Source organism: Paenibacillus macerans (assembly GCF_050565405.1).
Classification (GTDB): Bacteria; Bacillota; Bacilli; order Paenibacillales; family Paenibacillaceae; genus Fontibacillus; species Fontibacillus macerans_B.
Genome location: NZ_JBNYYG010000027.1, coordinates 1 through 24714 on the forward strand (window position 1 = coordinate 1; position 24714 = coordinate 24714).

The 24714-nt window shown below is 49.6% G+C and carries 19 protein-coding genes and 1 pseudogene; 15 read left to right on the forward strand and 5 right to left on the reverse strand.

Features of this window, described 5'->3' with window-relative positions; genetic code table 11:
- Positions 1-283: 283 nt before the first annotated feature.
- The 4 genes from ACQ4N8_RS16440 to ACQ4N8_RS16455 all read left to right on the forward strand — a co-directional run bounded on the left by ACQ4N8_RS16440 (position 284) and on the right by ACQ4N8_RS16455 (position 5690).
- Complete coding sequence (locus tag ACQ4N8_RS16440; protein WP_430705436.1) at positions 284-1657, forward strand: PTS transporter subunit EIIC; 1374 nt, start codon at positions 284-286, stop codon at positions 1655-1657.
- 33 nt (positions 1658-1690) lie between these two features.
- A complete protein-coding gene (locus ACQ4N8_RS16445; protein WP_430705437.1) occupies positions 1691-3460 on the forward strand; it encodes a sulfatase in 1770 nt (589 codons plus the stop codon).
- A 34-nt stretch (positions 3461-3494) separates the two neighbouring features.
- On the forward strand, positions 3495-3992 hold the full coding sequence (locus ACQ4N8_RS16450) for a PTS sugar transporter subunit IIA (protein ID WP_430705438.1): 498 nt from the start codon (positions 3495-3497) through the stop codon (positions 3990-3992).
- 273 nt (positions 3993-4265) lie between these two features.
- Entirely contained in the window at positions 4266-5690 is a 1425-nt protein-coding gene (locus ACQ4N8_RS16455; RefSeq protein WP_430705439.1) for a glycoside hydrolase family 1 protein, read from the forward strand.
- A 597-nt stretch (positions 5691-6287) separates the two neighbouring features.
- Here ACQ4N8_RS16455 and ACQ4N8_RS16460 read toward each other — a convergent pair.
- The 3 genes from ACQ4N8_RS16460 to ACQ4N8_RS16470 form a co-directional block, all read right to left on the reverse strand.
- A complete protein-coding gene (locus ACQ4N8_RS16460; RefSeq protein WP_430705440.1) occupies positions 6288-7070 on the reverse strand; it encodes a LacI family DNA-binding transcriptional regulator in 783 nt (260 codons plus the stop codon).
- A gap of 50 nt (positions 7071-7120) precedes the next feature.
- Positions 7121-7573, reverse strand: a complete 453-nt coding sequence (locus ACQ4N8_RS16465; RefSeq protein ID WP_430705493.1) for a DUF2961 domain-containing protein — start codon at positions 7571-7573, stop codon at positions 7121-7123.
- 340 nt (positions 7574-7913) lie between these two features.
- On the reverse strand, positions 7914-8759 hold the full coding sequence (locus tag ACQ4N8_RS16470; protein ID WP_430705441.1) for an AraC family transcriptional regulator: 846 nt from the start codon (positions 8757-8759) through the stop codon (positions 7914-7916).
- A gap of 137 nt (positions 8760-8896) precedes the next feature.
- Between ACQ4N8_RS16470 and ACQ4N8_RS16475 the strand changes: the two genes are divergently transcribed.
- From ACQ4N8_RS16475 to ACQ4N8_RS16515, 9 genes are all read left to right on the forward strand, one after another.
- Positions 8897-10018, forward strand: a complete 1122-nt coding sequence (locus tag ACQ4N8_RS16475) for a glycoside hydrolase family 88/105 protein (protein ID WP_430705442.1) — start codon at positions 8897-8899, stop codon at positions 10016-10018.
- A 178-nt stretch (positions 10019-10196) separates the two neighbouring features.
- A complete protein-coding gene (locus ACQ4N8_RS16480; protein WP_430705443.1) occupies positions 10197-11153 on the forward strand; it encodes an ABC transporter permease in 957 nt (318 codons plus the stop codon).
- A gap of 15 nt (positions 11154-11168) precedes the next feature.
- The gene (locus ACQ4N8_RS16485) at positions 11169-12041 is read left to right on the forward strand and encodes a carbohydrate ABC transporter permease (protein WP_430705444.1); all 873 of its coding nucleotides are present in this window, start codon (positions 11169-11171) and stop codon (positions 12039-12041) included.
- Positions 12042-12090: 49 nt separating this feature from the next.
- Complete coding sequence (locus ACQ4N8_RS16490) at positions 12091-13725, forward strand: extracellular solute-binding protein (protein ID WP_430705445.1); 1635 nt, start codon at positions 12091-12093, stop codon at positions 13723-13725.
- A 147-nt stretch (positions 13726-13872) separates the two neighbouring features.
- Positions 13873-15648, forward strand: coding sequence for a cache domain-containing sensor histidine kinase (locus tag ACQ4N8_RS16495; RefSeq protein ID WP_430705446.1), 1776 nt, complete (start codon positions 13873-13875; stop codon positions 15646-15648).
- Positions 15645-17201 carry a response regulator transcription factor gene (locus tag ACQ4N8_RS16500; protein ID WP_430705447.1) on the forward strand — a complete coding sequence of 519 codons (1557 nt, stop codon included), beginning with the start codon at positions 15645-15647 and terminating at the stop codon, positions 17199-17201. The genes ACQ4N8_RS16495 and ACQ4N8_RS16500 overlap by 4 nt, the downstream gene beginning before the upstream one ends.
- 452 nt (positions 17202-17653) lie before the next feature.
- The gene (locus ACQ4N8_RS16505; RefSeq protein ID WP_430705494.1) at positions 17654-19165 is read left to right on the forward strand and encodes a carbohydrate-binding protein; all 1512 of its coding nucleotides are present in this window, start codon (positions 17654-17656) and stop codon (positions 19163-19165) included.
- Positions 19166-19364: 199 nt separating this feature from the next.
- Positions 19365-19601: a hypothetical protein gene (locus ACQ4N8_RS16510; protein WP_430705448.1), complete on the forward strand. Its 237-nt coding sequence runs from the start codon at positions 19365-19367 to the stop codon at positions 19599-19601.
- Positions 19585-19851 (forward strand): type II toxin-antitoxin system RelE family toxin, encoded by a 267-nt coding sequence (locus tag ACQ4N8_RS16515; RefSeq protein WP_430705449.1) that lies wholly within the window; start codon positions 19585-19587, stop codon positions 19849-19851. The genes ACQ4N8_RS16510 and ACQ4N8_RS16515 overlap by 17 nt, the downstream gene beginning before the upstream one ends.
- A 344-nt stretch (positions 19852-20195) precedes the next feature.
- Here ACQ4N8_RS16515 and ACQ4N8_RS16520 read toward each other — a convergent pair whose 3' ends face one another.
- A complete protein-coding gene (locus ACQ4N8_RS16520; protein ID WP_430705450.1) occupies positions 20196-20648 on the reverse strand; it encodes a VOC family protein in 453 nt (150 codons plus the stop codon).
- 258 nt (positions 20649-20906) lie between these two features.
- On the opposite strand from ACQ4N8_RS16520, the pseudogene ACQ4N8_RS16525 reads away from it, so the two are divergent.
- Positions 20907-23491, forward strand: a pseudogene (locus tag ACQ4N8_RS16525) (X2-like carbohydrate binding domain-containing protein).
- Between the two features lie 244 nt (positions 23492-23735).
- On the forward strand, positions 23736-23972 hold the full coding sequence (locus ACQ4N8_RS16530) for a hypothetical protein (RefSeq protein WP_430705451.1): 237 nt from the start codon (positions 23736-23738) through the stop codon (positions 23970-23972).
- A 61-nt stretch (positions 23973-24033) separates the two neighbouring features.
- Here the strand turns inward: ACQ4N8_RS16530 and ACQ4N8_RS16535 are convergent, their stop codons facing one another.
- Positions 24034-24522, reverse strand: coding sequence for an N-acetyltransferase family protein (locus ACQ4N8_RS16535; RefSeq protein WP_430705452.1), 489 nt, complete (start codon positions 24520-24522; stop codon positions 24034-24036).
- Positions 24523-24714 lie beyond the last annotated feature (192 nt).

A 24714-nucleotide genomic window follows, 5' to 3' on the forward strand; every position in this document is an offset into this window, starting at 1 on the left:
TGATCGCCATGAAAAATGCACCCCTTATATTTCATCGGTTTACCCAAGGGGGGTTTCCAATGTCTAGTATAAGGGGTGCACTCCAAGTTCTTGAAGGTGTTTTTTTGTTGGCATCCTAGAGGAGTGAATAAGGGAGTAAATGCCCGTGCAATCTTCCCAATCAATGAAACCGTTTCCCAATACGGTGCAAATGACTTATATATTTTGGCTCACTAAATTATAATGGGCTCGAAAGCGCTTCAAAGTCTGATTGTATGTAACTTAGAAAGGGGAAGTCACCAGCATGGATGACAAAACATTGGCCCGGCAGATCGTAGAGCTATCGGGGGGCGCCGGCAACTTTGGCAGTCTTACAAACTGTATGACGAGAGTCAGGATCAAGTACAAAGACAACTCGAAGGTGGAACTGGAAAAAATCAAGGAACTTAAAGGCGTATTGGGAATTATCGAGGAGGATAGTACGCAAATTGTCGTCGGACCCGGTCACAGTAACAAAGTTAGGGAAGAGATGGAGAAGATTATCAACTTATCATCGAACGAAAATCAGGTTACGGATTCGGAAGAAAGCAAGGAAAAGAAAAAAGGCTTTCTAAAGATGATATCCAATATCTTTGTTCCGATTCTGCCGGGAATCATCGCCTCTGGAATTATCCAAGGGGTAAACAATATGATTACAAACTCCGCTGCACAGAAAGCAACGGAATTAGGGATCAAGGGCACGGATACCTTAACGGCTCAACAAGTCGTTTTAGACTCCTGGCATATTCTGCAATTGAGCACCTTATTATCCATCCTTGGTGCGGCCACATTTTCGTTTCTCGCGATTTATACCGGTATCATGGCTGCCCGGGAATTTAAAACGGATATGATTCTTGGAGGAGTCTTGGGAGCGGTTTCTATCTCGGGATCGTTTCTTGGAGTCTTGGGACTTTCCAGTGGAGAAGGCGGGCTCTTTGGGGTGATCTTCGGCGTCTATCTCCTGTCGGTCATTCAAAAGCTTCTCAGAAAAGTAGTCCCGAATATCCTGGATGTCGTCGTCACGCCAACCTTAACGTTGCTAATCACCGCAGCGATTTTCCTGCTAACCGTAATGCCCCTTGCCGGCATCCTGTCCGACTGGATTATTCAAGGAATTCTTGCTTTGCTGGAGTTTAGCGGAGTGTTAGGCGGGTTCGTTCTAGCGGCGTTATTTCCTTCCTTAATTGCAACGGGACTTCATCACAGTCTATCGGCGATCCATGCGGAATTGCTTAACACGCTGGGTACCGACCCTGTATTCCCGGTGCAAATTATGAGCAATTCCGGTATGGTCGGTGCAGGCCTCGCTATCTATTTTTTATCCAAGAACAAGAAGATGAAAGAAATCGCCAAGGGGGCTATTCCGACATCCTTCCTGGCGGTAGGCGAACCAACCATGTATGGGGTGGTGCTTCCATCCGGATTTGGTTTCATCACCGGTTCCATTGGGGCGGGAGTCGGCGGAATCATGATTCGACTTTTCGATGTACATTCTACGGCCTTTGGTTCCGCGGGCATGTCGGCCATTCCGTTAATCGCTAACGGCGATTATTTGCAGTACTTGATTAGTTATGCTATTGGATGCAGTGCGGCATTCGCCCTTACCTATTTTGTTGGAAAAGCAAAGCGGTATAGCTAGTTTCCTTCTATAGATAAAAGGAGTGGAGCAAAAATGAAGGTCATTCAAGTCATGTTTGATACCCTAAGAAAGGACGATCTTACTCCGTACGGCGCAACAGATACGATGACCCCGAACTTTGACAGGTTGGCGGAAAAATCCGTACGGTTTGATCATTTTTTTACCGGGAGTTTACCGTGTATGCCCGCACGCCGCGAGCTTCATACAGGCCGGTACAACTTTCTGCATCGGGGCTGGGGGCCGGTTGAACCGTTTGATGATTCCATGCCGGAAATTTTAAAGGCAAACGGGATTTATACCCATTTAGTCACCGACCATAAACATTATTGGCGCGATGGCGGATCAACGTATCATCCTCGCTATTCCTCTTATGAATTCATCAGAGGCCAGGAGGGGGACAGTTGGAAGGCAAAGGTAGATAAAAACGTAGATATAGCCGGTTTGGAAAACCTTAACGCCGAACAAAAGAAGAGGAAATTAACCAGTATTTCGCAAGATATGGTCAACCGGCGTTACATGCCCCGTGTAGAAGATCATCCTTTACACCGAACCGTGGAAGCCGGACTGGACTTTTTAAGGGAAAATAGAAATGCCGATCGATGGTTTTTGCAAATTGAGTGTTTCGATCCCCATGAACCCTTTTTTGTGCCTAAAAAATATCTGGATATGTATCATGTCCCGGAAGAATTTGATGGTTGGCTAACGTACACTTATGATGATTTTTCACCTGAGAAAAGGGCTATGATTTTGGGTTACTATAAAGCCTTAATTACGATGTGCGATGATTATCTGAGGAAAGTGCTGGATTTCATGGATGAAGCGAACTTATGGGAGGATACGATGCTCATTGTAAACACCGACCATGGCTTTATGTTGGGTGAACATGAATGGTGGGGAAAAAACATTATGCCCGTTTATAATGAGATCGCCAATATTCCGTTTTTTATCTGGGATCCTCGTCATAAACAGCAAGGGATCAGCAGAGATCAGTTGAGTCAAACCATCGATATCCCGGCAACCATTCTTGAATTTTTTGATATCGACCGTCCTGAGCATATGAAAGGAATACCATTAGGCCCTACTATAAAGAATGCGAAATCCAACCATGAAGCCGTATTGTTCGGCTATTTTGGCAGCAACATCAATATTGCCGATGGCGAGTATGTGTATATGCGGGCCCCCAAGCCGAATGGAGAAGAGCTTTTGCATGAGTATACATTATCGCCGATGCGTATTAATCGGCGCTTTACCACGAAAGAATTGTCCAACTTATCATTGGAGGATTCCTTTACGTTCACAAAAGGGACCAGCGTCTTGAAAATGAGATCAAGCGACATTATGGCTGAGAATTATCAAAGATTCGGCAATAAGCTTTTCAATTATAAAAACGATCCTAAACAACTGCAACCTCTCGATGATTGTGGCAAAGAGTTTGAGTTAATTGTAAAAATGAAGCAGTTGATGGAGGAAAATGAGGCTCCGCCAGAGCTCTATGCCTACTATGGCTTGGATCAAATTCATTCAATTGAAGATGTAATAAATGAGCGCAAGCTTCAAGAAGCGCAGGATCAATTATTGGTAAATGGGCTAACCTTTATGAACCGAAGTTCGAAAGAAGGGTATCTGGTGCTGGAAAAATGGCTGAAAGATCCGTTACAGCAAGAGGACTTGAAAAGCCATTTTTCCGGTCAAAACCAACCGATTTCTGCTGACGATTTGCAGAAATGGGTCGGCGATCATATAGCCAAGAATGAGCAAGCTTTTATTTATTATCAATTGAACCTGGCTATGAGGATCGATTAATTTCCTGGAAATGTCATGAGTGGAGGAATGCATCGTGTTATCTTGGATGAAAAAGAGTAGAAAGAAAACCGAAGGCTTGGTGGTCATGGCGCCTTTAAACGGACGTGCGGTGTCGCTTGACAGAGTTCCGGATGAGGCGTTCTCGCAACGTATGATGGGTGAGGGAATAGCCATCGAGCCAACGGAAGGCAAGGTCTTCTCGCCTTTTGACGGAGTCGTAGCCCACCTCATCAAATCCAAGCATGCCATAGTCCTTGAACATGATTCGGGCGCACAAGTCCTGATCCATGTCGGGATGGATACCGTTTCGTTGAAGGGAGAGGGCTTTACTCCCCGAGTGGAAACAGGAGAGCGGGTCAAGACCGGCCAAATTCTCTTGGAATTTGATATCGATCGCATAAAGGCGGCCGGACTTCCGGTAATCACCCCTGTCATCGTCCCCGGCGGCATCGATGCTGTTCTGGAGGTTGAAACGCATGAAGGACCGATTTCCGCCGGCAATGATCCTGTTCTTACCGTTAAACTGGCTTGAGCGTGTAGTCTCTAAATAAATACGACAGGTATGTCACGCTCGCAGTATAGAGCGGAGATATACCCGTCGTTATTTATATAAATCAGAGGGAGGTTTATTATTATGAAACCAAGCAAGAAAATTGTAAGAGCTTCAAGCAGGCTCTCAATACGCTCGGGATAAATTCAAATCGTTTCTCCTATACGTTCCCGGCACATTCACTGACCGCATTTAAATTTAGCAAGCGTACAAAATAGGTACGGCTTGAAATGGATGGAATGGAGTGTATAACAGATGAGCAAGGCGGAAATTGCTTTCCCGGAAAACTTTTTGTGGGGAGGGGCCGTCGCGGCCAACCAGTTGGAGGGCGCATACAACGAAGGCGGCAAAGGCTTGTCCGTGCAGGATGTGACGCCCAAAGGGCTGTTTGGCCCGGTGACGGAAGCACCGACGCCCGATAATATGAAGCTGGTGGGCATTGATTTTTACCACCGTTACAAGGAAGATATCAAGCTGTTTGCGGAAATGGGCTTTAAAGTGTTCCGTACGTCCATTGCCTGGTCGCGGATTTTTCCCAAAGGCGACGAGACGGAGCCTAACGAGAAAGGGCTGCAATTTTACGACGATTTGTTTGATGAGTGCCGGAAATACGGGATCGAACCGCTGGTCACTTTGTCCCATTACGAAACGCCGCTGCATCTGTCGAAAGAATACGACGGCTGGGTTAACCGGAAACTAGTGGACTTCTATAAGCGTTATGCCGCCACGGTTTTCCGGCGGTACAAAGGAAAAGTGAAATACTGGCTGACCTTTAACGAGATCAACTCTATTTTGGAGGCTCCGTTTATGAGTGGGGGCATCTATACGCCGAAGGACAAGCTCGGCAAACAGGATCTTTATCAGGCTGTACACCATGAGCTTGTGGCCAGCGCTGCCGCGGTCAAGCTCTGCCATGAAATTGATCCGCAAGCCCAAATCGGCTGCATGATGCTGAGCATGCCCACCTATCCACTGACGCCTAACCCGGATGACGTGATTAAAGTCATGGAGTTTGAACGCCGGAACTATTTCTTTGGCGATGTGCATGCCCGCGGCGTGTATCCGGGATACATGAAACGTTACTTTAGAGAGAACGGAATTGAAATCGAATTCGCGCCCGGCGACGAGGAGATTTTGCGGAATACCGTCGATTTTATTTCATTCAGCTACTACATGAGCGTCTGCCAGACGGCTGATCCGGAGAAAAGCGCGGCCGGCGAAGGGAATATCCTCGGCGGCATTCCCAACCCTTATCTGCCAGCCAGCGAATGGGGATGGCAAATCGATCCGCAAGGGTTGCGCCTTGTGCTGAACGCATTCTATGACCGTTATCAAAAACCGCTGTTTATCGTAGAAAACGGTTTGGGTGCGGTAGATGAGCTGATCGTGGGCGAGGCGGGCGAAAAAACGGTCGAAGACGACTACCGCATCAAGTATTTGAACGACCATCTGGTCCAGGTCGCCGAAGCGATTGCCGACGGCGTGGACGTGATGGGCTATACGACCTGGGGCTGCATCGATCTGGTCAGCGCTTCAACTGCTCAGCTCAAGAAGCGTTACGGCTTCATTTATGTCGATCGCCACGACGACGGTTCCGGCACGCTGGAGCGTTATCGCAAAAAGTCTTTCCATTGGTACAAGGAAGTGATTGCGACCAACGGCAAAAGCCTTAAGCGGTAAATGGAAAATAATGAGGAGGACGCAGCCCGAGCGAAGGCAGGGGAGCGTCCTTTTTCTTAACGAAACATGAGAAGACGGATTGAATAGCCTGACGACCCGGGTATACACGAGCCGTATAGGAGATGCAAGCCTGGCTTATTTGTCAGTCAAGGCCATGCCGGGTTTAGCGAAGTACGGATTGAGGGCAGAGAATAAGACGAAAAAATCCAGCAGGGATTCGTTAATCCCTGCTGGATTTTTTTGAACGATCTGTGTTTGAAGTATGGCTCAACCTTGAATTTAGTGCTTAATGGCTGGCAGGCCGGGAGTGGCGGCAGATCAAACAGTACTTGCAATTCCGGACGCTTTGCATGATTATCCCGTTTGATCAGAAACAGCGAAACAGACGAGTATCTATCCTAGCCTCCAACCTAGCCTCCCCCTATCCCCTGAACGAGAGGGATAATCGTGCAAAGCAGCGGGCAGGGACATTAAGGCACTGATTTTGGTTTTTGAGTCTGAAGTTTATTCGCAAATCAGCTGGTGCGCCGCACCATCAATTCCGTCGAAAACACTTCTTCGACCGGCGCGATCGGCTTTCCGTCGGTTTCTATGGATTCAATCATCAGTTTGGAAGCGGCCTCCGATGGCGGAGATGTCGTTTAAACAAAACAACGCTTGGGGCAGCTGGTTGCTTTGGGCCAGATTGACCACGGTATCGTACCCGAACTTCTCCGTCATATCGCCCGTGATGACCGTAGACGGCTTGCCGTGCTGCTGCAGGGCCTCGCTGGCTCCGTTCAACCGATCGTCGAATCCGGGGACGTGTCCGTGCGGATACGTCAAAATGATCAGATTGTCATAGCCGCGAGACAATAGGTGGTTCACCCCGGTTTGACCGCTTTGATAGTCGTTAACGCGCAGCACATGCGCTCCATAGGATAAATTGTGGCGGCCCACCGTAATGACCGGTACGTTGAGGTTCATTAATTTGGGCATGAACTTTTCCGTTTCCATCGTGGCTTTGACGATAATCCCGTCGACCATCTGGATATTCATAAAGATTTCTTCAAAGTCCAGCAGGATGATTTTGTATCCCAAGGTTTTTAACTGCTGCTTGATGACTTTGGCAAAATGGAGGAAGTATAAGTCCTCAAAGTAACCGTCGCCGTCGTAGACGCTATCGGATAAAACAAGCCCGATCGTATGCATTCTGCCGGTAATAAGACTTTTGGCCACAGGGTTCACTTGATACCCCAGCTTTTGGATCGAGAGACTGATTTTTTCTTTCGTCTCCGCGCCCATTTTTTGAAAGTTGCCGTTCAGGAAATGGGAGACCGTCGCGGGCGATACGCCCGCATCTTTGGCGACTTGAACTAAGGTAACCCTTTTATTCGTCATGTTTGAACCTCTGTTTCTTTATAAATTGCGAAGTATGTTCTCTCTCTTGCTTAACGCGGACGTCTTTCCGCCACGCCGGGCAGCTCGGGAAACGCTTGATGCGGTTCGGTCTGATACCAATACGATACGGAACTCACGTCGTCGCTTCTTTCGAATAACGCCTTGCCGTCATGTCCGATCTGTTGAACGGTAACCCGCAAATCCTCTTCAAACAAAATGGGGTCAAGTATATGCCAACGATAGAAGCCTCGCATCGGACAAGCCGCTCCATCGTAAATATGCGCTCTCGTCGTATCTTTTACCGCAAAATGCGGGAAACCCATAAATGGGGTGGAGTACGTCTGCTCCTGCACCGGGTTGCCGTTGTCGGATTTGACGAAGCCCCAAGCGCCGCCGAAGTAATCTTCCGTCCCCGTGCCGCAAATGGTCGGCCAATCCCGGTCGCCGTCGAGCCGGCCCCATACTCTTTCCCAAAACGTGCATTGGGTAATCCGGAAGCCGATACAATTCGGCCTCCCGGTTCGACTATCTTAAAAGCCCTTTCTAAGGTCTCTCCGCCAATTGTATCGTAGACTCCATCATAATTTTTCGCAACACCTGGTCAAACTCTTCCGTTCTGTAATTAATCATTCGATCTGCTCCAAGCGACTTAACCAATTTAGCCCCAGCGTGCTGAATAGGATCCGCAACCTTGGGAAAGAAAATCAAGACCACAAGGAAATCAGTTGTAAAAATTCGATTTTAGGTTTCCCGCGACTTGCTTTGCTCCCATTCCTTTCCCCGCATTATCCCGCAAAGTTTGCTAAAGCTATTAAACCAAAAAGAGAAAAATATATAAAACCGTTATTTGTCCATTTTATAAAATAACGGAGCGTGCCCGGTGACTTGCTTGAATACTCTGCCAAAATGGGTGACGCTGCCGAACCCTACCTTTTTGGCAATCAGGTTGACCTTCAGGGAGGAGTGTACCAAAAGTTTCTTGGCTTCCTTGACCCTAATGCTGTTCAAATATTCCACGAAAGTAAAGCCCGTCGCTTCTTTAAAACAGCGGCTTACATAATAGGGACTAACGTAAAACTTCTCCGCCAGCAAATGAAGCGACAACTTCTCTGAATAATGGTCGTTAATGTAACGAACAATCTCCGAAATCCGTTCATGCATAGGGCTTGGAAATACCGGCGGCTCCGGACTGCTTTGTTTCACATGCCGGCAGCAAATGATGAGAAGCTGCAGCGTTAAAGTTAGCGCATACATCTCGAAGCCGGGTTTCGCCTCGCGCATCTCCAGTATGATTTGCTGCGCCAGCGACTGGATGGATACTTGGTCAAGCTGCGAGCTTCTTATAAGGATATATTCCTTCTCAAACAACGGCTGCAGGATGTCCGGAGAAGAGTTTTTCGCCGGAATCATTTCCTTTTCATGAATATTTACGATAAGCCGTTCGTGTTCGGGTATTTTCGCATTGGTGGTCCGATGCAGCATATTCGGAGGGATGATGACGATATCCCCCGCCTCAATCACGATAGTCCGGTCCTTAATAAAAAAATCCCGTTTGCCGGCCAGCAAATAATAGATTTCGTACGTACTGTGAAAATGGCTGCTCGGCATATGAATACTCAATGCCTTCCGGTGGGATACCGAGAAGGTTCTTTCATCGTTGTCGTATAAAATATCTCTCAAAACGTGCACCGCCTCAAATCCGATTGTCTATTCATTATACCTTCGATTCGCGCAAGATATAAGAAGAATTCATGGTTTATTGCAAATAATGTACATATTATCGTGCTAGTATGTGGCTTAAGAACATAAAAGGAGGAATGAGAATATTGAATTCAGCACAAACCGATTTCGGGAAGACGAAGCAAGAAGCGCCGACTCCCCTTCAATGGGCGGAGAAAGCCTGCGAAGCGTTGATGGCCAAATACGAGCCGGAACAGCTTCCGCCGGACTGGTTCCATTATCATCAGGGGGTTTTTCTGTCCGGCATGGAGAAATGCTGGCGGGAGACCGGGAAGCAAAAATATTTCGATTATATCAAGCGTTGGGTGGACAGCCAGGTTCTCGAAGACGGCGGCATCAAGAAGTGCCACACCGGAGAATTGGACGATATTCAGCCGGGCGTACTGCTGTTTAACTTGTATGAGCAAACGGGAGACGAACGTTATAAAAAGGCCTTGGATAAGCTGGTCCCCTTGCTGAAATCCTGGCCGACCAACCCTTCGGGAGGGTTCTGGCATAAGAATCATTTTCCGAATCAAATGTGGCTGGACGGATTGTATATGGCCGGGCCCATTGCCGTCCAGTACGGCAAGACTTTCGGTGCAAGCGAATATTTCGATAGGATGACCTATCAGGCCATTTTGATGGCGGAGCGCACCAAGGACCCCGAGACCGGCTTGTTGTACCATGGCTGGGACGAGACGAAGGAAGCTGAATGGGCGGATCCCGTTACCGGCTTGGCGCCTGAATTTTGGGGCCGCGCGATGGGGTGGTACCCTGTGGCTCTGCTCGAAATGTTCGAATTCCTTCCTGAAGATCACAAGGACAAGGCCAAGCTGATCGACATCCTTCGGGATTTGCTCGTCTCTCTGTCCAAATACCAGGATGCAACCACCGGCTTATGGTACCAGGTCGTCGACAAAGGCGACCGGGCGGATAATTGGGTGGAAGTCTCCTGCTCTGCGATGTACGTTCTGTCTATTGCCAAAGCCGTGCGCCTGGGTTACCTTGACGCCAAGTACTTGGATGTTGCTCGGAAGGGCTACCAGGGCGTGATTGATACTTTAAAATTCGATGAGCACGGCAACATGATCCTCGGCCGTATTTGCGTCGGGACGAACATCGGCGATTACGCCCACTATATTGACCGCCCTACCAGCGAGAACGATTTGCACGGCGCCGGGGCCTTTACTCTTATGTGTATGGAGATGAACCGGGCCACGCTGTAAGCCCGACGGGAAAGGGAAGCGCAAAAAAGGACGCGAGCGAATTCGCGTCCTTTTTCTGTACGCGAAAAACAAAAAAATCTATAGAAAAAACTAGAGATTCTTAAGGTATGCACCGGAGGGACTGCGGTACAGTATACACATCAGCGAAAAGCATTCAACCAAGAAAGAAGGTTAGAACATGCCAACTACACCTGCGACCGCCGGAACGGACAGCGTGCCGAAGGCCAAACAAGCCTTTTACGAGACCAAGAGGTTTCGGCAGAATATTCCGCTGTTCCTCATGCTCGTACCGGGGATCCTGTATTACGTGATATTCCGGTATTTTCCTATGGGCGGGCTTGTGATCGCTTTCAAGGATTACAACTTCCGCGATGGCATTTTGTCCAGCCCCTGGGTGGGACTCAAGTATTTCAAGATTTTATTTCAGTCCGACGCTACGCTGCAGATTATCTGGAATACCCTCGAACTTAGTATTCTGAATCTGATCTTCGGTTTTCCCGCGCCGATCATTATCGCCATCGCGTTGAATGAGGTTCGAAAAAGATGGCTGAAGCGCTGGATTCAAACGATTATTTATCTGCCTCATTTTCTGTCCTGGGTCATCATAGCGGGGCTGGTTCTCACCTTGTTTTCGATCGACGGCGGCACCGTCAACAAGCTGCTGGAGCAATGGGGAATGGAGCCGGTGCCGTTTCTGTACCGCATCGAATCCTGGGTCACGATCTTTATCGGCTCCGGGATGTGGAAAGAAATGGGGTTCGGCGCCATTATCTATCTCGCCGCCCTTTCGTCCATTGATCCCAGCTTGTACGAATCCGCCGCCCTGGACGGCGCGGGCAAGCTGCGACAGATCTGGCATATTACGCTGCCGGGTCTCCGTCCTACGATTATCCTTCTGTTGATCCTGGGCATGGGCCGCCTGATGGAGGTAGGGTTCGACCAGGTTTACAACTTGCAGAATCCCACGGTCCTGGAAAAAGCCGAGGTCATCAGCACCTATGTGTACAAAGTGGGGCTGCAGAAGGCCCAATTCAGTCTGACCACGGCCATGGGCCTCTTCGAGTCCTTTGTCGGCCTGGTGCTGCTGTTGTCGGCTAACGCACTGGCCCGGAAATTCGACCAGGGATTATTCTAGGGGAGGGAAACGCACTTGAGAGAGTCGGCTAGCGGAAAGGCTTTTTCGGTCTTCGTGCACACGGTTTTGGTAATCATTGCACTCACCTGCATTCTGCCTTTCCTGCATTTGATCGCTTTGTCCGTAAGCGAAGGGCATGCGGTGGATCTGGGACAAGTCTGGTTCTGGCCGGTGGGCCTTGATTTCACCGCTTATGAATATTTTTTTCAGAACACGCCGGCCTTGCGGGCGTTTGGCAACAGCGTCATCATCACATTGGGCGGAACGGCGCTTAGCATGCTGACCACGGTGCTGACGGCGTATCCGTTGTCCCGCCGCTATCTGTATGCCCGCAAGCCGCTCACAACGGCCGCGCTCTTCACCATGTTGTTCAGCGGCGGCATGATTCCCACTTATCTGGTGATGAACAGCTTGCATTTGACGAACACCTATTGGTCCTTATGGTTCGTTGGGCTGGTCAGTACCTATAATATGCTGATCATGAAAAGCTTCTTTGAAAACATTCCGGGTGAAGTGACGGAATCGGCCCAGATTGACGGCTGCGGAGAGATGCAACTGCTTTTGCGCATCATTTTGCCTTTATCCCTGCCCATGCTGGCCACATTGACGTTATTCTACGGCGTCGGTTACTGGAACATGTTCGTGAACGTCATTCTTTACATCAATCGGACGGAACTGCAGAATCTCACGGTCGTCGTCCAGAGCATGCTGCAGATTCAGAGCATGGACAACATGATGGCGATGGATATCATGCAGCAGCAGGAGCTAATCTCCGAGAAGCTGAAGGCGGTAGGCGTTATGGTGATGGTGGTGCCGATGCTGGTGGTCTATCCGTTTCTGCAAAAGTATTTCGTTCAAGGAATCATGCTCGGTTCCATTAAAGGTTAGCGGCAACACTTCCATTCATTATAGATCATAGATCGAGAGGAGCTTGCAAATGATTGAGCAAACATCCAAGTGGAACAAAAGGGTCTGGTCATGCGCATTGCTGGCTATCGTGTTGACGGCGGGGGTTGCCGGCTGCAGCCAGCCAAAAGAAGGGGGAGGAAGCGGAGATAAACCCGTCATTACCGTGTCCAACTATGACAGAGGCAATATCCCGGCCGCGGAGGGAACCGTGGAGGAGAACCGCTGGACCCAATGGATCAACGAACATTCTCCGGTCGAGGCCAAGTTTATGCCTGTGCTTCGGTCGGAGGCGGTCCAGAAGTTGAATGTGATGTTCGCTTCAGGCAGTGCGCCGGATATGGTCAATGATTATGATACGGGCTTCCGGGATTCCCTGTACCAGCAGAAGCAACTGCTGCCCCTGGACGATTACTTGCAGTATGCCCCCGAATACGAAAAATTGCTGGAGAAGTATCCTGAGCTGCGCGAGGTGGGCACCAAGCCGGACGGCAAGCTTTACGAAATCGGCAAAATTAACGAGCCCCATCTGCAAAGCGTGGCGTTTATCCGGGTGGATTGGTTGAAAAAGCTGAACCTGGAGGTGCCGAAAACGACCGAAGAGCTGTTGACAGTCTTGAAGGCTTTTGTAGAGCAAGACCCCGACGGCAACGGCAAGAAGGATACGTACGGAACGAATATCAGCTATACCTCCGGCGGCATGGTGGATTCCATGTTCGGCGCGGGCGGCTGGGCCATCTCGGCTGACGATAAAATCATCCGCAGCTGGGAGAATACGCTGGAGGCGACGAAATTCAAGAAGAGACTGTTCGAGGAAGGACTGATCGACCCGGATTACCTGGCGGACACGAACGGCTCCAAGGCAAAGCAGGATTATTTGAACGGCAAGGTGGGCGTTTTCCTGCCTCCGCAAATCAATAACTGGTTTGAGAGTACGGTTACCGATATCAAGACGATCAGGAGGGTGGTTCCGGATGCGGAAATTACCCCGATGATGCAGCCCGAGTCGCCTATGGGACGGTTTACCCATCACGTGACCAACCCGATTCAGATGACGACCGTGGTTAATGCCGCGGCCAAAGATCCCAAGGCGGTGATGGAATATATCAACTTCATGCTCCAGCCGGATACGGCGCTGACGCTGAGAAAGGGGCTGGAGGGAGAACATTGGAACAAGGGAGCGGACGGTGCGCCCGTCGTGATTGATCCCGACAAGAATACGAAGGAAGTGGACTGGGCTGCGGACTATACCATGTTCTATTCCCTCCCTCAGAATGAATTTTTGACCTCCGTATCGGCATTTAATGTGGAGGATCCGGATCAGAAGGCGGGGCTGGAGATGATGAAGCAAGCCGACCAGTTCCTGCTCAATCCGGACGCCAAATATCCCGCTCTAAGTCACTACGAGCATATGCCGGTTCTGCCAAGCGACCTGGTCGTTATCAATACCAATGTGGACAAAGAAGTGAAAGACATCATTGTCAAAGGAATCATCGGCGGGTCCAAATATACGGCCGAGCAAGCGATTGCGGATGCCAAAGCGGCCTGGGAGAAAGGCGGCGGCAAGCAGATCGAGGAATATATGAATACATGGTATCAAGAAAACAAAGAAACGGCCTTCCTGGGCGATGATGTACTGGAAATGGTCCGGTCTCAACTAAAGTAAAAGCAAATAAGGACTTGGTCCGGTAACAGCCGGGCCAAGTTTTGTTTTAAAATTACGATGAAAGGGTTTACAATCGGATTACATCATCGTTTCGGGGAGGGAGCCGGACTGAATCCGATAAGCTGGCCGGGGAGAATTGCCGGAAAAATGAAGGGCAGCTTCAAGTTGAAGCTGATTGTACTGCTCTCGTGTATGGTCACATTAGCCTTCACCTTAGCGGGGTGGCTGGTCTACCGCTTAAATGTCCAATTGATGGAGGACGAGATCAGCAAGCAGTTCTCCATTGCCAATGAACAGGCTTTGGCCAGATTGGAACTCACCTTCCAGGAGGTAAGCTGGGTATCCCAATCCATTATCCTGAACCCTTCAATAGAATTGTTTGTCACAGAAAGCCTCGATCCCGGAGGGGATCTCTATACTCAATTCAAGAACCGTAAGTACGTGGAGGAGCAACTGATCACGCTGCAAGTGGATACGCCGTCGATCCGTTCCATCTTTCTGTTCAATGAAAACGGAGACTTGGCTATTCTCTCCCAAAATGGGGCGTCAGGAAAACCCGGGCCTGAAGAAATGGCCATGGTGATGGGCAAGCTGGAGTCGCATCGGGGGAATTTGGTCTGGGGGCGGGCCAGTCTGCCCAGCGCCGTCGATCCCGGCGGACGCCGGACGGTGCTGATCGCCGCCAGACGGATGCTCAATGACAAGCTGATCCCGTATGGAACCATGGTGGTGGTGATGGAGGAAAGCCTGGTATCCAAAGTGCTACGGGATCTTACGGCGAACGGCAACGGCAAGGTGCTGCTGCTGGAGCCTCTGGGAGGAATGCTCTACTCCAATACAGATCAGGAGGAGACGGCGCAGCTCATGCGCTTGATCGATGCCGGCGATCCCCAATATGCCAAGATGAATGGGGTCACCTATTTATTTGTCCGCCATCGTCTGGAACCGGCAGGTTTTACGTTATACGGAGGGGTTTCTCTGGAGGAGATTCAACGCAAAAACAAAGACATCATCCATATCTTTGTGGTTGCCGGAATCGGCGTTGTGCTTCTTAGCGCGCTGCTGATTACGATTTCTACCAGAACCCTGCTGAAGCCTCTGGCGGATCTGATGCGGGGGCTGCGCAAATTGCGTGCGGGGGATTTCTCGGCCCGGATCAGCGTCCGTTCCGGCGATGAGCTCGGGTTTATCGGCGAGAGCTTCAACAGCATGGCGGAGCAAGTGAGCACGCTGATCAACAAAGTGTACCTGGCCCAGATCAGTCAGCGGGAATCGGAATTAAAAGTGATTCAGGCGCAGTTGAATCCTCATTATCTGCATAACCTGTTCAATGAACTGTATTGGAAGCTGTATAACGACGATCAGGCGGAGGCGGCTCTGCTGATCAACGCCATCTCGGAGATGCTGAAGTATTCGCTTCAATCCGTCAAGACCGATACGACGCTGGGAGAAGAACTGCAGCAGGTACGGAATTACATTAAGATTCAGACCGAATTGTTTACCGGCGAGATGGAAACGATCATTCAGGCCGAAGAATCGTTGCTGGGTCTGCGGATGATGAGATGCCTGCTGCTGCCGGTGGTGGAGAATGTTTTTGTGCACGCCTTCCGCGATATGGATGAAGACCGGGTGCTTAGGGTGAAGGCGGCTTTACGGGATGGAGCGCTGCATATCGAGGTGGCTGACAACGGCTGCGGCATGGATAACGACACTTTATATGCTTTGACTGAAGCTAAGGATGCGCTGCCGGAGAACAACAAAACCGGAATCGGCTTTAAAAGCGTGCTGCGGCGCATTGAGTTGGTGTACGGGGCTCCTTACGGAGTAGAAATTGCTAGCGTCAAGGGAAAAGGAACGACCGTTCACATCAGGCTTCCCATTCAGACGATGCCGCAAGCGTATTTAGAGGGGGGAAACGGATGAAAGCCAAGCTGTTTATCGCCGAGGATCAGCCGAATTTTCGCAAAGGATTGCTCAAGCTGGCCGGGAAACGGTCCGACGAGTGGGTGGTGGCGGGAGAAGCGGCCAATGGCCGGGCCGCCCTGTCTTCGATGGAGCAAAACATCCCGGATTTGCTGTTAACCGATATCCGCATGCCCCATATGGATGGGCTCGAGCTGGCCGAGGAAATCAAGGCCCGCGGCTGGGGGACCAAGATTGTGATCATCACGGGCTTTAAGGATTTTGCTTACGCCCAGTCCGCCCTCAAGTTCGGAGTGCTGGACTTTATCACGAAACCTTGCGTAGAAGCGGATATATTAAGCATGCTCGACCGGACCTATGTACGGCTGATCGAAGAGAAGCAGTCCGGGCGGCTGGTGGAGGATTGGAAGCGCCAGCACGAGGACAGCCAGCTTCGCTCGGCGATTATGGGCATGTCCTGCAACAACGGAGAGGTGGAGGCTTTACTCGGGCGGATGAAGGAATGCGAGCTTTACTTTCTCAGCATCCCCACCTATATTTCCGCGGAAAAACACTATTCCGCCCAGGATATGCCGCTATTGCAATTTGCTCTCGGCAACATTGTCAGGGAGCATTTGCAGAAATGGTATGGCGGCGGCTTCCGGCTTTTTTCCTTGAGTTCATCGGAATGGGCTTTATTGGCGGACCGGACGGCTTCCCGGCCGGAAATGCCTTCTCCCTGGCTGCAGACGCTCACCGATTCGATTCAGCATTATCTGAAACTGGCGTTTGCCTGCAGCGGACAAGGACGATGCCGAACGGCGGAGGACCTGCGCCAGGCTTACGAGCGGTATTGCGACGGACCGGGCCGGGAGGCGGCCTCTGAGCGCAGTACGGCCTATGAATCTTTGCTTAACCAGACGGCGCTTTACGAAAAGGAGAAGGAAATCGTATCCTGGCTGATGTCGGGAGACAACGGCCGGCTGAACAAGGAGCTTCTGGATCAAGTGGTGCGGATTGGCAATATGCCCCCGCAAACCGCCAAAATCGAAGCCCTGCTTCTGGCCGCGGCCCTGCTCCGGCTGGTGCAAGTACAGTTTCCCGAATGGCGGATGGCCGCACGTTCCATCGAGTGGAGTTCCGTCTACAAATGCGAGACGCCCGAAGAGATTGCGGCCTGGCTGCAAGTCTACATCCATGAATTCCTGCGTTCCCATAACCATTGGCTTGCCGGCAAGAACGACAATCCGGTCAAGCAAGCCATCCGGTTTATCGAGGAGAAATACATGGACGAATGCGGATTGGCCGAGGTGGCTGCCCATGTTCATCTCAACCCCAGCTACTTCAGCAACCTGTTCAAGAAAGAAACCGGCGAAAGCGTCACCGGCTATATCCAAAACCTGCGCGTACAGAAAGCGAAGCTTCTGCTCAAAAGCACCGACATGAAAATTTTCGAAATCGCCCAGGCCATCGGCTTCAACGATTCCAATTACTTCACGCATATGTTCAACAAAATAGCAGGGCTCTCGCCAAAGGAATACCGCAAACGGACGGCAGAGCCGCTGCATTTATGATCAATACATCCCGTTCTATAAATTTCCTGCAAGCGGCTCTTTCCGAGCCGCTTTTTTTTTCGTTCGACGGGCGGGACGCCTATTGGATGAAGAATTTGGTGCTGCCAAGGTGTCGAGACGTTCATAGTTTCTTCTTTTGTCATAATTCTCGCAAGCCTTTATATGAGTGTGGTTTCCGACAGATACGCAGCACAAATCTCGCCTATATCTCTCATAACTAAGATATTTTAGAAAAATATAGCAGGAACTATGGAGAAATATGTAAAATATATCAATGGCAATCTCTTTTTTAGGGGTATTTTACGAGATTGACGATCTATGGAAAAGGAGGCCGACTGACAGACCGATAGTTTCGGTTCCCTGGTTGGGAGCCGCAATATTAAAACTGCGGGGAGGAATAAACATTGACTCAGGCAAAAGTATTCCGTAAATCAAGTATTTGGTTGCTCGCTATGGCTCTTATTGTTCCGCTATTTTCGTTTTCCGCATTTGTTGACGGCAAGCCGGCCGGAGCTGCGGGAGACCGCAAGCTGGTTGGCTACTGGCACAATTTCGACAATGGTTCCAGCAATATTCGGCTGCGGGAGGTTTCCCCGGATTTTGACGTCATTCAGGTAGCGTTTGCCGAGCCGACAGGGGGATCGACAAGCGGAAATATGGCGTTTCAGCCTTATAACGCTTCCGTAAGCGAATTTCAGGCCGACATCCGTCAACTGCAAGGGCAAGGCAAAAAAGTGTTGATCTCCATCGGAGGAGCCAACGGAACCGTAGACTTGTCTTCCGATCAGGCTCGGCAAAATTTCGTCAGAACGATGAAGGGGATTATCGACACTTACGGCTTTAACGGTTTGGACATTGATCTGGAAGGAAGCTCGTTGTCCTTGAACGGCGGCGACGCGGACTTCAGAAACCCGACGACGCCGAAAATCGTGAATCTGATCTCCGCGGTGCGGGACATTCTGAACAGCTACGGTTCGGACTTCATGCTGACCATGGCTCCGGAAACGGCGTACGTGCAAGGCGGCTATGTGGCGTACGGCGGTCCTTGGGGCGCTTATTTGCCGGTGATCTACGCTTTGCGCGAGCAATTGGATTATCTGCATGTTCAGCATTACAACTCCGGCCCGATGACCGGACTTGACGGCAAATCCTATGCTCAAGGCACGGCGGATTTTCAAGTGGCCATGGCCGAAATGCTGCTGCAGGGATTTAACGTAGGCGGCAATGCGAATTATAAATTCCCGGCGCTTCGCCCGGAACAGCTGCTCATCGGCCTTCCGGCCACGCAAGCGGCGGCGGGCGGCGGTTATACGACGCCGGCCAATGTGCACAAGGCGCTAGATTATCTCATGAAAGGCCAATCGTTCGGCGGCAGCTACACCTTGCGCAATCCGCAAGGCTATCCCGGCTTCAAAGGTCTGATGACCTGGTCGATCAACTGGGACAAAGTAGCCAACTATGAATTTTCCCGCTCTCACCGGGCTTATCTGGACGGTCTCGGGACGGACCCGGGACCTGGTCCCAACCCGAATCCCGACACGACGCCGCCAACCGCTCCGAGCCAACTTCGCGTGACTGCGACTACGCCGAATAGCGTCACTTTGGCGTGGAACGCTTCCACGGACAACGTGGGCGTCGCCGGATACTCCGTCGCCTACGGCGCAGGCAGCGTGAACGTCAACGGTACCACGGCGACCATCAGCGGCTTGTCTCCGAATACGACGTACACGTTTACCGTCACCGCCAAAGACGCCGCCGGCAACGTTTCCGCGGCCGCCTCCGTCCAAGGAAAAACGGCAGCACAGGACACCCCGGGCGAAGCTCAACCATGGCAGCCCTGGGTTTCCTATAGCGTAAATGACCAGGTAACCTACAACGGCAGCGTTTATACCTGCATCCAAGCGCATACTTCCCTTCCGGGATGGGAGCCGGCCAATGTGCCTGCTTTGTGGCAGTTGAAGTAGGGGATGGGGCAGCGTAATATTTGATTTCATAAAAAAGAGAGACCCGCGTCTTGGTATAAGACGCGGGTCTCTTGCAGTAAATTCAAACGTGGCACTTCTAATCCAACCGCCGGCATCAAGTGAGCTAGACCCGATGCGTGAATACGGTGTTATCTATGTTATAATGGTGACAATTAATTCTTGAAAGGAGTTGGGCGAATTGGCTATTAGTAAGGAACGACTTCATGAGCTATTAGGTCAGTTAACCGATAAAGACCTTGAGTTGGTCTCTGAGCTTGTAGAACGTCTTTCTCAAACTTCAACGAAAAGGGAAATTCCTTTAGATGATGAGCCAACTACTCAAGATGACTTGGATGCCATTAACAAAGCCCGCGAAGCTTACTTAAAAGGTGAATTAATCAGTCTTAAGGATATTGAACATGAAATACGAAATTAAATTCCTTAAGGATGCCTATAAGTATCTTCAGAGGCAAAATTCTTCAACGAGAAATCGGATTCTTGATCATCTGAAAATTCTATCCGAAAATCCCAGACATCCAGAGCTGGATATCAAAAGAATGCAAGGAGTAGAAAATCAATTCAGACTTCGCGTCGGATCCTACAGAGTGGTTTACTCTATTGTAGACAATGAACTTATCATTATTGTCATTAGAATTGGCTCGCGCGGAGATGTATATAAATCTTAAGGGCACTTGGGGTTCCAGTGTCTTTTTAATTTTTGTGTTCCGCGAATATGGACAAGCCCATTGAGCATCAAACTTGGGCTTGTCTTTTTTCATTTGGCTAGGTTAGTTGAGTCCCTTTAATTTGGTTTTGCATTGATTTCCGTTAAAGTTCATGCATCACGTAGTCTCACCGAGTTAAGGCAGCTTGCTGCCGGCCGCGATGCGGTTAGTCGGTGCGGATGCGTCCCGGCAATTACTTCCTCGTTCCTTGTTTCCGGGATCGAGGGTCGCCCAGACCCGGAGCGTGAATGCGGTGTTTATCTCTAGTAATGTATATTTCAGTTAAGTCTTCTTTTAAACGTCACTTATTTATTACCGAGTTGCTCCGCCAAACCGATTAGAAGTCCTTCATTTCCACGAATGTAGCAGAGCCGATACGAGTCCTCGTACTGAACCACTTCGCCAACGAGCTGAGCGCCATACTTAGTGAGTCTGGATACCATTTCGTCAATGTCTTCAACGGTGAACATGACGCGTAGATAACCGAGGGCATTTACAGGAGCAGTTCGGTGATCTGATATAGCAGGCGGGGTGAGAAATCGCGAAAGTTCAAGTCGGCTGTGGCCATCTGGGGTAACCATCATAGCAATCTCTACACACTGTGAACCCAACCCGGTTACGCGACCAGCCCATTCACCTTCGACAGTTGCTCGCCCTTCGAGCTTCAAGCCAATCTCCTCGAAGAAAGGGATCGCGTCATCAAGGGATTCTACAACGATGCCAACATTGTCCATTCTTAGTAATTTGTTTTTTGCCATAGTTTTATCTCCTTATGTGTACATATTTATTACCTAATCATCTTCATATTTACTCTATCAAGAATTACTAATTCCTCCCAAACGATTAACATCTTGTCACAGTTCATGATAACAGAGATAAGTCACAGGATAGTAAAATGTGAAATTTGGTCTTCGAACATATTTTGGAACGTACGCTATGTTGACTATGAAAGCGTATCCATTAGTTATAGATTGCTAAATTATTTATCAAATTTTACATGGAAAGGAAAGATGGAAATGAATGGTTTGCTCAGAAAGGCAAGCGCAATGATGCTGGCATTTACTCTGGTATTTAGTTTGCTGCTTGGATTGATGACAGCGCCCGTTCATGCAGACAGCGCACTTTTCACGATGGAAAGCGAAAATGCTCAACTCACCTCCGATCTTCAAGTGGCGACAGAAATTTACGGACAACCCAAGCCCGGATTCTCGGGGAGCGGATTTGTCTGGATGCAGAACTCCGGCACCATCACGTTTACGGTAACCGTCCCGGAAACCGGCATGTATGCGATCTCCACCCGATATATGCAGGAGCTGAGTCCTGACGGCAGGCTTCAATATTTAACCGTTAACGGCGTTACCAAAGGTTCGTATATGCTGCCCTACACGACCGCGTGGTCGGATTTGATTTTGGCTTTCATAAGCTGAAGGCAGGAAGCGACACCATACAACTGAAGTCCGGTTGGGGATTCGCTTATTTTGACACCTTCACCGTGGATTTCGCCGATCTTGATCCCTTGGATGTGCAGCCTGTTCTTACCGATCCCGAAGCTACACCGGAAACGCAGGTTTTGATGAATTATTTGACGGAGGTTTACGGCAACCATATAATCTCCGGCCAGCAAGAGATTTACGGAAGCGGCAATAACGGCAATTATGAGTTGGAGTTTGATTGGATCTACAATTTGTCCGGAAAATATCCGGCCATCCGCGGCTTCGATCTAATGAACTATAATCCGCTCTACGGTTGGGAGGACGGCACCACCGACCGGATGATCGACTGGGTGAATAACCGGGGCGGGATCGCGACAACCAGCTGGCATATCAATGTGCCCCGAAATTTCACCGCCTATCAGCTTGGACAGTTTGTGGATTGGAAGGACGCCACCTACAAGCCGACGGAAACCAATTTTAATACAGCCAATGCGGTGGTTCCCGGTACGAAGGAATATCAATACGTGATGATGACGATTGAGGATTTGGCGGAACAACTGCTGATTCTGCAAAATAACGAGGTGCCGGTGATTTTCCGTCCCTATCATGAGGCGGAGGGCAACGGCGGGTTGAATGGGGAAGGCGCGTGGTTCTGGTAGGCGTCGGCAGGCGCGGAGGTATACAAAGAGCTGTGGGATCTGCTCTATACCGAACTGACGGAGACGTACGGCTTGCATAACTTGATCTGGACCTATAACAGCTACGTGTATAGCACTTCTCCCGCATGGTATCCCGGCGACGATCAGGTGGATATGGTCGGCTATGATAAATACAATACGATCTACAACCGCTATGACGGTTTGTCCGGCGTACCCAATGAGGATGCCATTACCTCGATTTTCTATCAGCTTGTGGATTTAACCGACGGCACGAAAATGGTGGCCATGACGGAGAACGACACGGTCCCAAGCGTACAGAATCTGACCGAGGAAAAAGCGGGCTGGCTCTACTTCTGCCCCTGGTATGGCGAGCATCTCATGAGTTCCGCCTTTAATTTTCCGGCCACGCTGAAGACGCTTTATCAAAGCGACTATGTCATCACATTGGATGAGCTGCCCGATTTAACGGTTGAGAATTCAATCCCAAGCGCGTCCATCACACCGACAAGCGTCGAATTTGACAAAAATACGCCGGCTCAAAGCGATAAAGCCATCACCGTGAATTTTAACGGCAATACGCTAACCGCTCTCCGGGCAGGCTCCAATGCATTGACCGCGAATCAGGATTATGCCTTGAACGGAAGTACGCTGCTGCTGAGGAAAGAATTTCTGGCCGGCCTGCCGGTTGGCACGCATTCGATCGTCTTTGATTTTAATCAAGGACAAGATCCCGTATTAAAAGTCAAAGTTGTCGACTCCACGCCAAGCGCGTCCATTTCGCCCGCGAATGCGACCTTTGATCAAGCGGCAAACCTGTAGCAGGATATTTCCGTATCCCTTGCTTTAAACGGGCACCAGCTTGCAAGCCTAACGAATGGAAATGTTACGCTAACATCGGGCCAGGATTATACGGCATCAAGCGCTGCCGTCGTTCTGAGCAAGTCCTATCTTTCCACGCTGCCGCTGGGCCAGCATGCGATCACCTTTCATTTCAGCGGAGGGAATAACGCGGTTCTTACCGTCAATGTAGTGGACAGCAGCGTTCCCGTACCAGCGGGAGACTTGACGATCCAAGCCTTTAACGGCAACACGAGTGCCTCCACCAACGGAATTTCACCCAAGTTCAAAGTCGTCAACACCGGGGATTCGGCGATTCCGTTAAGTGATGTAAAACTCCGGTATTACTATACGATTGACGGGGAAAAGGCACAGAACTTCTGGTGCGACTGGGCCAGTATCGGCAGTGAGAAGGTAACCGGCCATTTCGTTAAACTGGCGTCCCCGGTTGCCGGAGCCGATTATGCTCTGGAAATTGGCTTTACGAGCACGGCCAGAACGCTGAATCCCGGCCAGAGCGCAGAAATTCAAACCCGCTTCTCCAAAACCGACTGGTCCAACTACAACCAGGCTGACGATTACTCATTCAAAGCCTCCGGCAACCAGTTCGCCAACCATGAACAGATTACCGGGTATATGAACGGTCAGCTTGTATGGGGGGTTGAGCCGTAAGGAGGGAAAGAAAAGGGGTTGGAGCAGGGGTTATACCCTGGTCCAGCCCTATTTTGAATGGTGGATGGCCATATGTTCAACAAAATCGAAGGGCTTTTTACTAAAGGAATGTAGCATGTGGACGGTAGGGTCAGCGGAGGGAATTACGATGGATTTTAATGCGTGCCACGAAGACCCGATGCGTGAATACGGTGTTACCTGATGCTATAATGGTTATGATTAGTTCTTGAAAGGGGTTGTTAAAATGGCTGTATCCAAGAAAGATCTTGCTAATCTCATTCAACAATTACCAGATCAAGATATCCCGCTCGTAGCTGATTTCTTAAAACGCCTCATTAGTAATCCCCTTGATACCCATATCCCCTTCGATGATGAAGAATTAACAGAAGATGACCTAAAGGCAATTGAGCAAGCGGAATTAGAGTTCCAACAAGGGAAAACCATTCGCCTCAAGGATTTCGAGCATGAATTACGAAATTGAGTTAAGTACGGAAGCGACCAAGTACCTTCGCAAGCTGGATAAACCAACCAGAATCCATTGTTTAACGGGAGTGAACATCGAGTTTCATGGTCCATGAAGTTCCGGAAAGGCCCCAATAGACAAATCCCAATTTCTGATATAACTTCACGGCGGAAGTATTCTGAGGATCGACGCTCAAGGAAAGCGATTTGTATCCATCATTCGCTGCTTGCTTTATGATTCCATGCATTAAGATTCGTCCGATTCCGGTTCCTCGATATTCTGAATGTACTGCGATGCCTAGCTCTGGCGTATTGCTATCGACGAACCCATAACCTTTATACGTTTCGTTGAACAATCGATACCATACAGCCCCAGCAAGATGATTATTCATCAGTGCAACGAACGCTCTATCTCCTTTTCTGCCCCATTCTTCATGGTATTTTTTAAGATGGGGAGCATTCAAAAGCTCATGCTTTGCCGGTTTCCCCTGCAACATGTGAATAGACTCATAGTGCATATCCATAAAAAAATCAAACTCATGACCTTCCAGTGGTTTAACAGTAATCATATGTCCATCCCCAGCCTTTAGATTTGTTTATACCGCCCATTTTAACATAAGTTATTTTGGAAAAGTCTGGTTTATTTAAACTCTCCAGAATTTTTGTTGAACAAAAAAGGACGCTCCCTCGCTACTAGTATGGTATTAACAACAATATGCAAATATCGCATAAAATTCGGCTTGCTCTAATCGTTTAGGTTA

Bases quoted from the DNA above. Each gene is read 5' to 3' on its own strand.
- ACQ4N8_RS16440 (WP_430705436.1), top strand. From the start codon at position 284: ATGGATGACAAAACATTGGCCCGGCAGATCGTAGAGCTATCGGGGGGC.
- ACQ4N8_RS16445 (WP_430705437.1), top strand. From the start codon at position 1,691: ATGAAGGTCATTCAAGTCATGTTTGATACCCTAAGAAAGGACGATCTT.
- ACQ4N8_RS16455 (WP_430705439.1), top strand. From the start codon at position 4,266: ATGAGCAAGGCGGAAATTGCTTTCCCGGAAAACTTTTTGTGGGGAGGG.
- ACQ4N8_RS16460 (WP_430705440.1), bottom strand. From the start codon at position 7,070: ATGACGAATAAAAGGGTTACCTTAGTTCAAGTCGCCAAAGATGCGGGC.
- ACQ4N8_RS16480 (WP_430705443.1), top strand. From the start codon at position 10,197: ATGCCAACTACACCTGCGACCGCCGGAACGGACAGCGTGCCGAAGGCC.
- ACQ4N8_RS16490 (WP_430705445.1), top strand. From the start codon at position 12,091: ATGATTGAGCAAACATCCAAGTGGAACAAAAGGGTCTGGTCATGCGCA.
- ACQ4N8_RS16495 (WP_430705446.1), top strand. From the start codon at position 13,873: ATGAAGGGCAGCTTCAAGTTGAAGCTGATTGTACTGCTCTCGTGTATG.
- ACQ4N8_RS16500 (WP_430705447.1), top strand. From the start codon at position 15,645: ATGAAAGCCAAGCTGTTTATCGCCGAGGATCAGCCGAATTTTCGCAAA.
- ACQ4N8_RS16505 (WP_430705494.1), top strand. From the start codon at position 17,654: ATGGCTCTTATTGTTCCGCTATTTTCGTTTTCCGCATTTGTTGACGGC.
- ACQ4N8_RS16515 (WP_430705449.1), top strand. From the start codon at position 19,585: ATGAAATACGAAATTAAATTCCTTAAGGATGCCTATAAGTATCTTCAG.
- ACQ4N8_RS16520 (WP_430705450.1), bottom strand. From the start codon at position 20,648: ATGGCAAAAAACAAATTACTAAGAATGGACAATGTTGGCATCGTTGTA.
- ACQ4N8_RS16530 (WP_430705451.1), top strand. From the start codon at position 23,736: ATGGCTGTATCCAAGAAAGATCTTGCTAATCTCATTCAACAATTACCA.
- ACQ4N8_RS16535 (WP_430705452.1), bottom strand. From the start codon at position 24,522: ATGATTACTGTTAAACCACTGGAAGGTCATGAGTTTGATTTTTTTATG.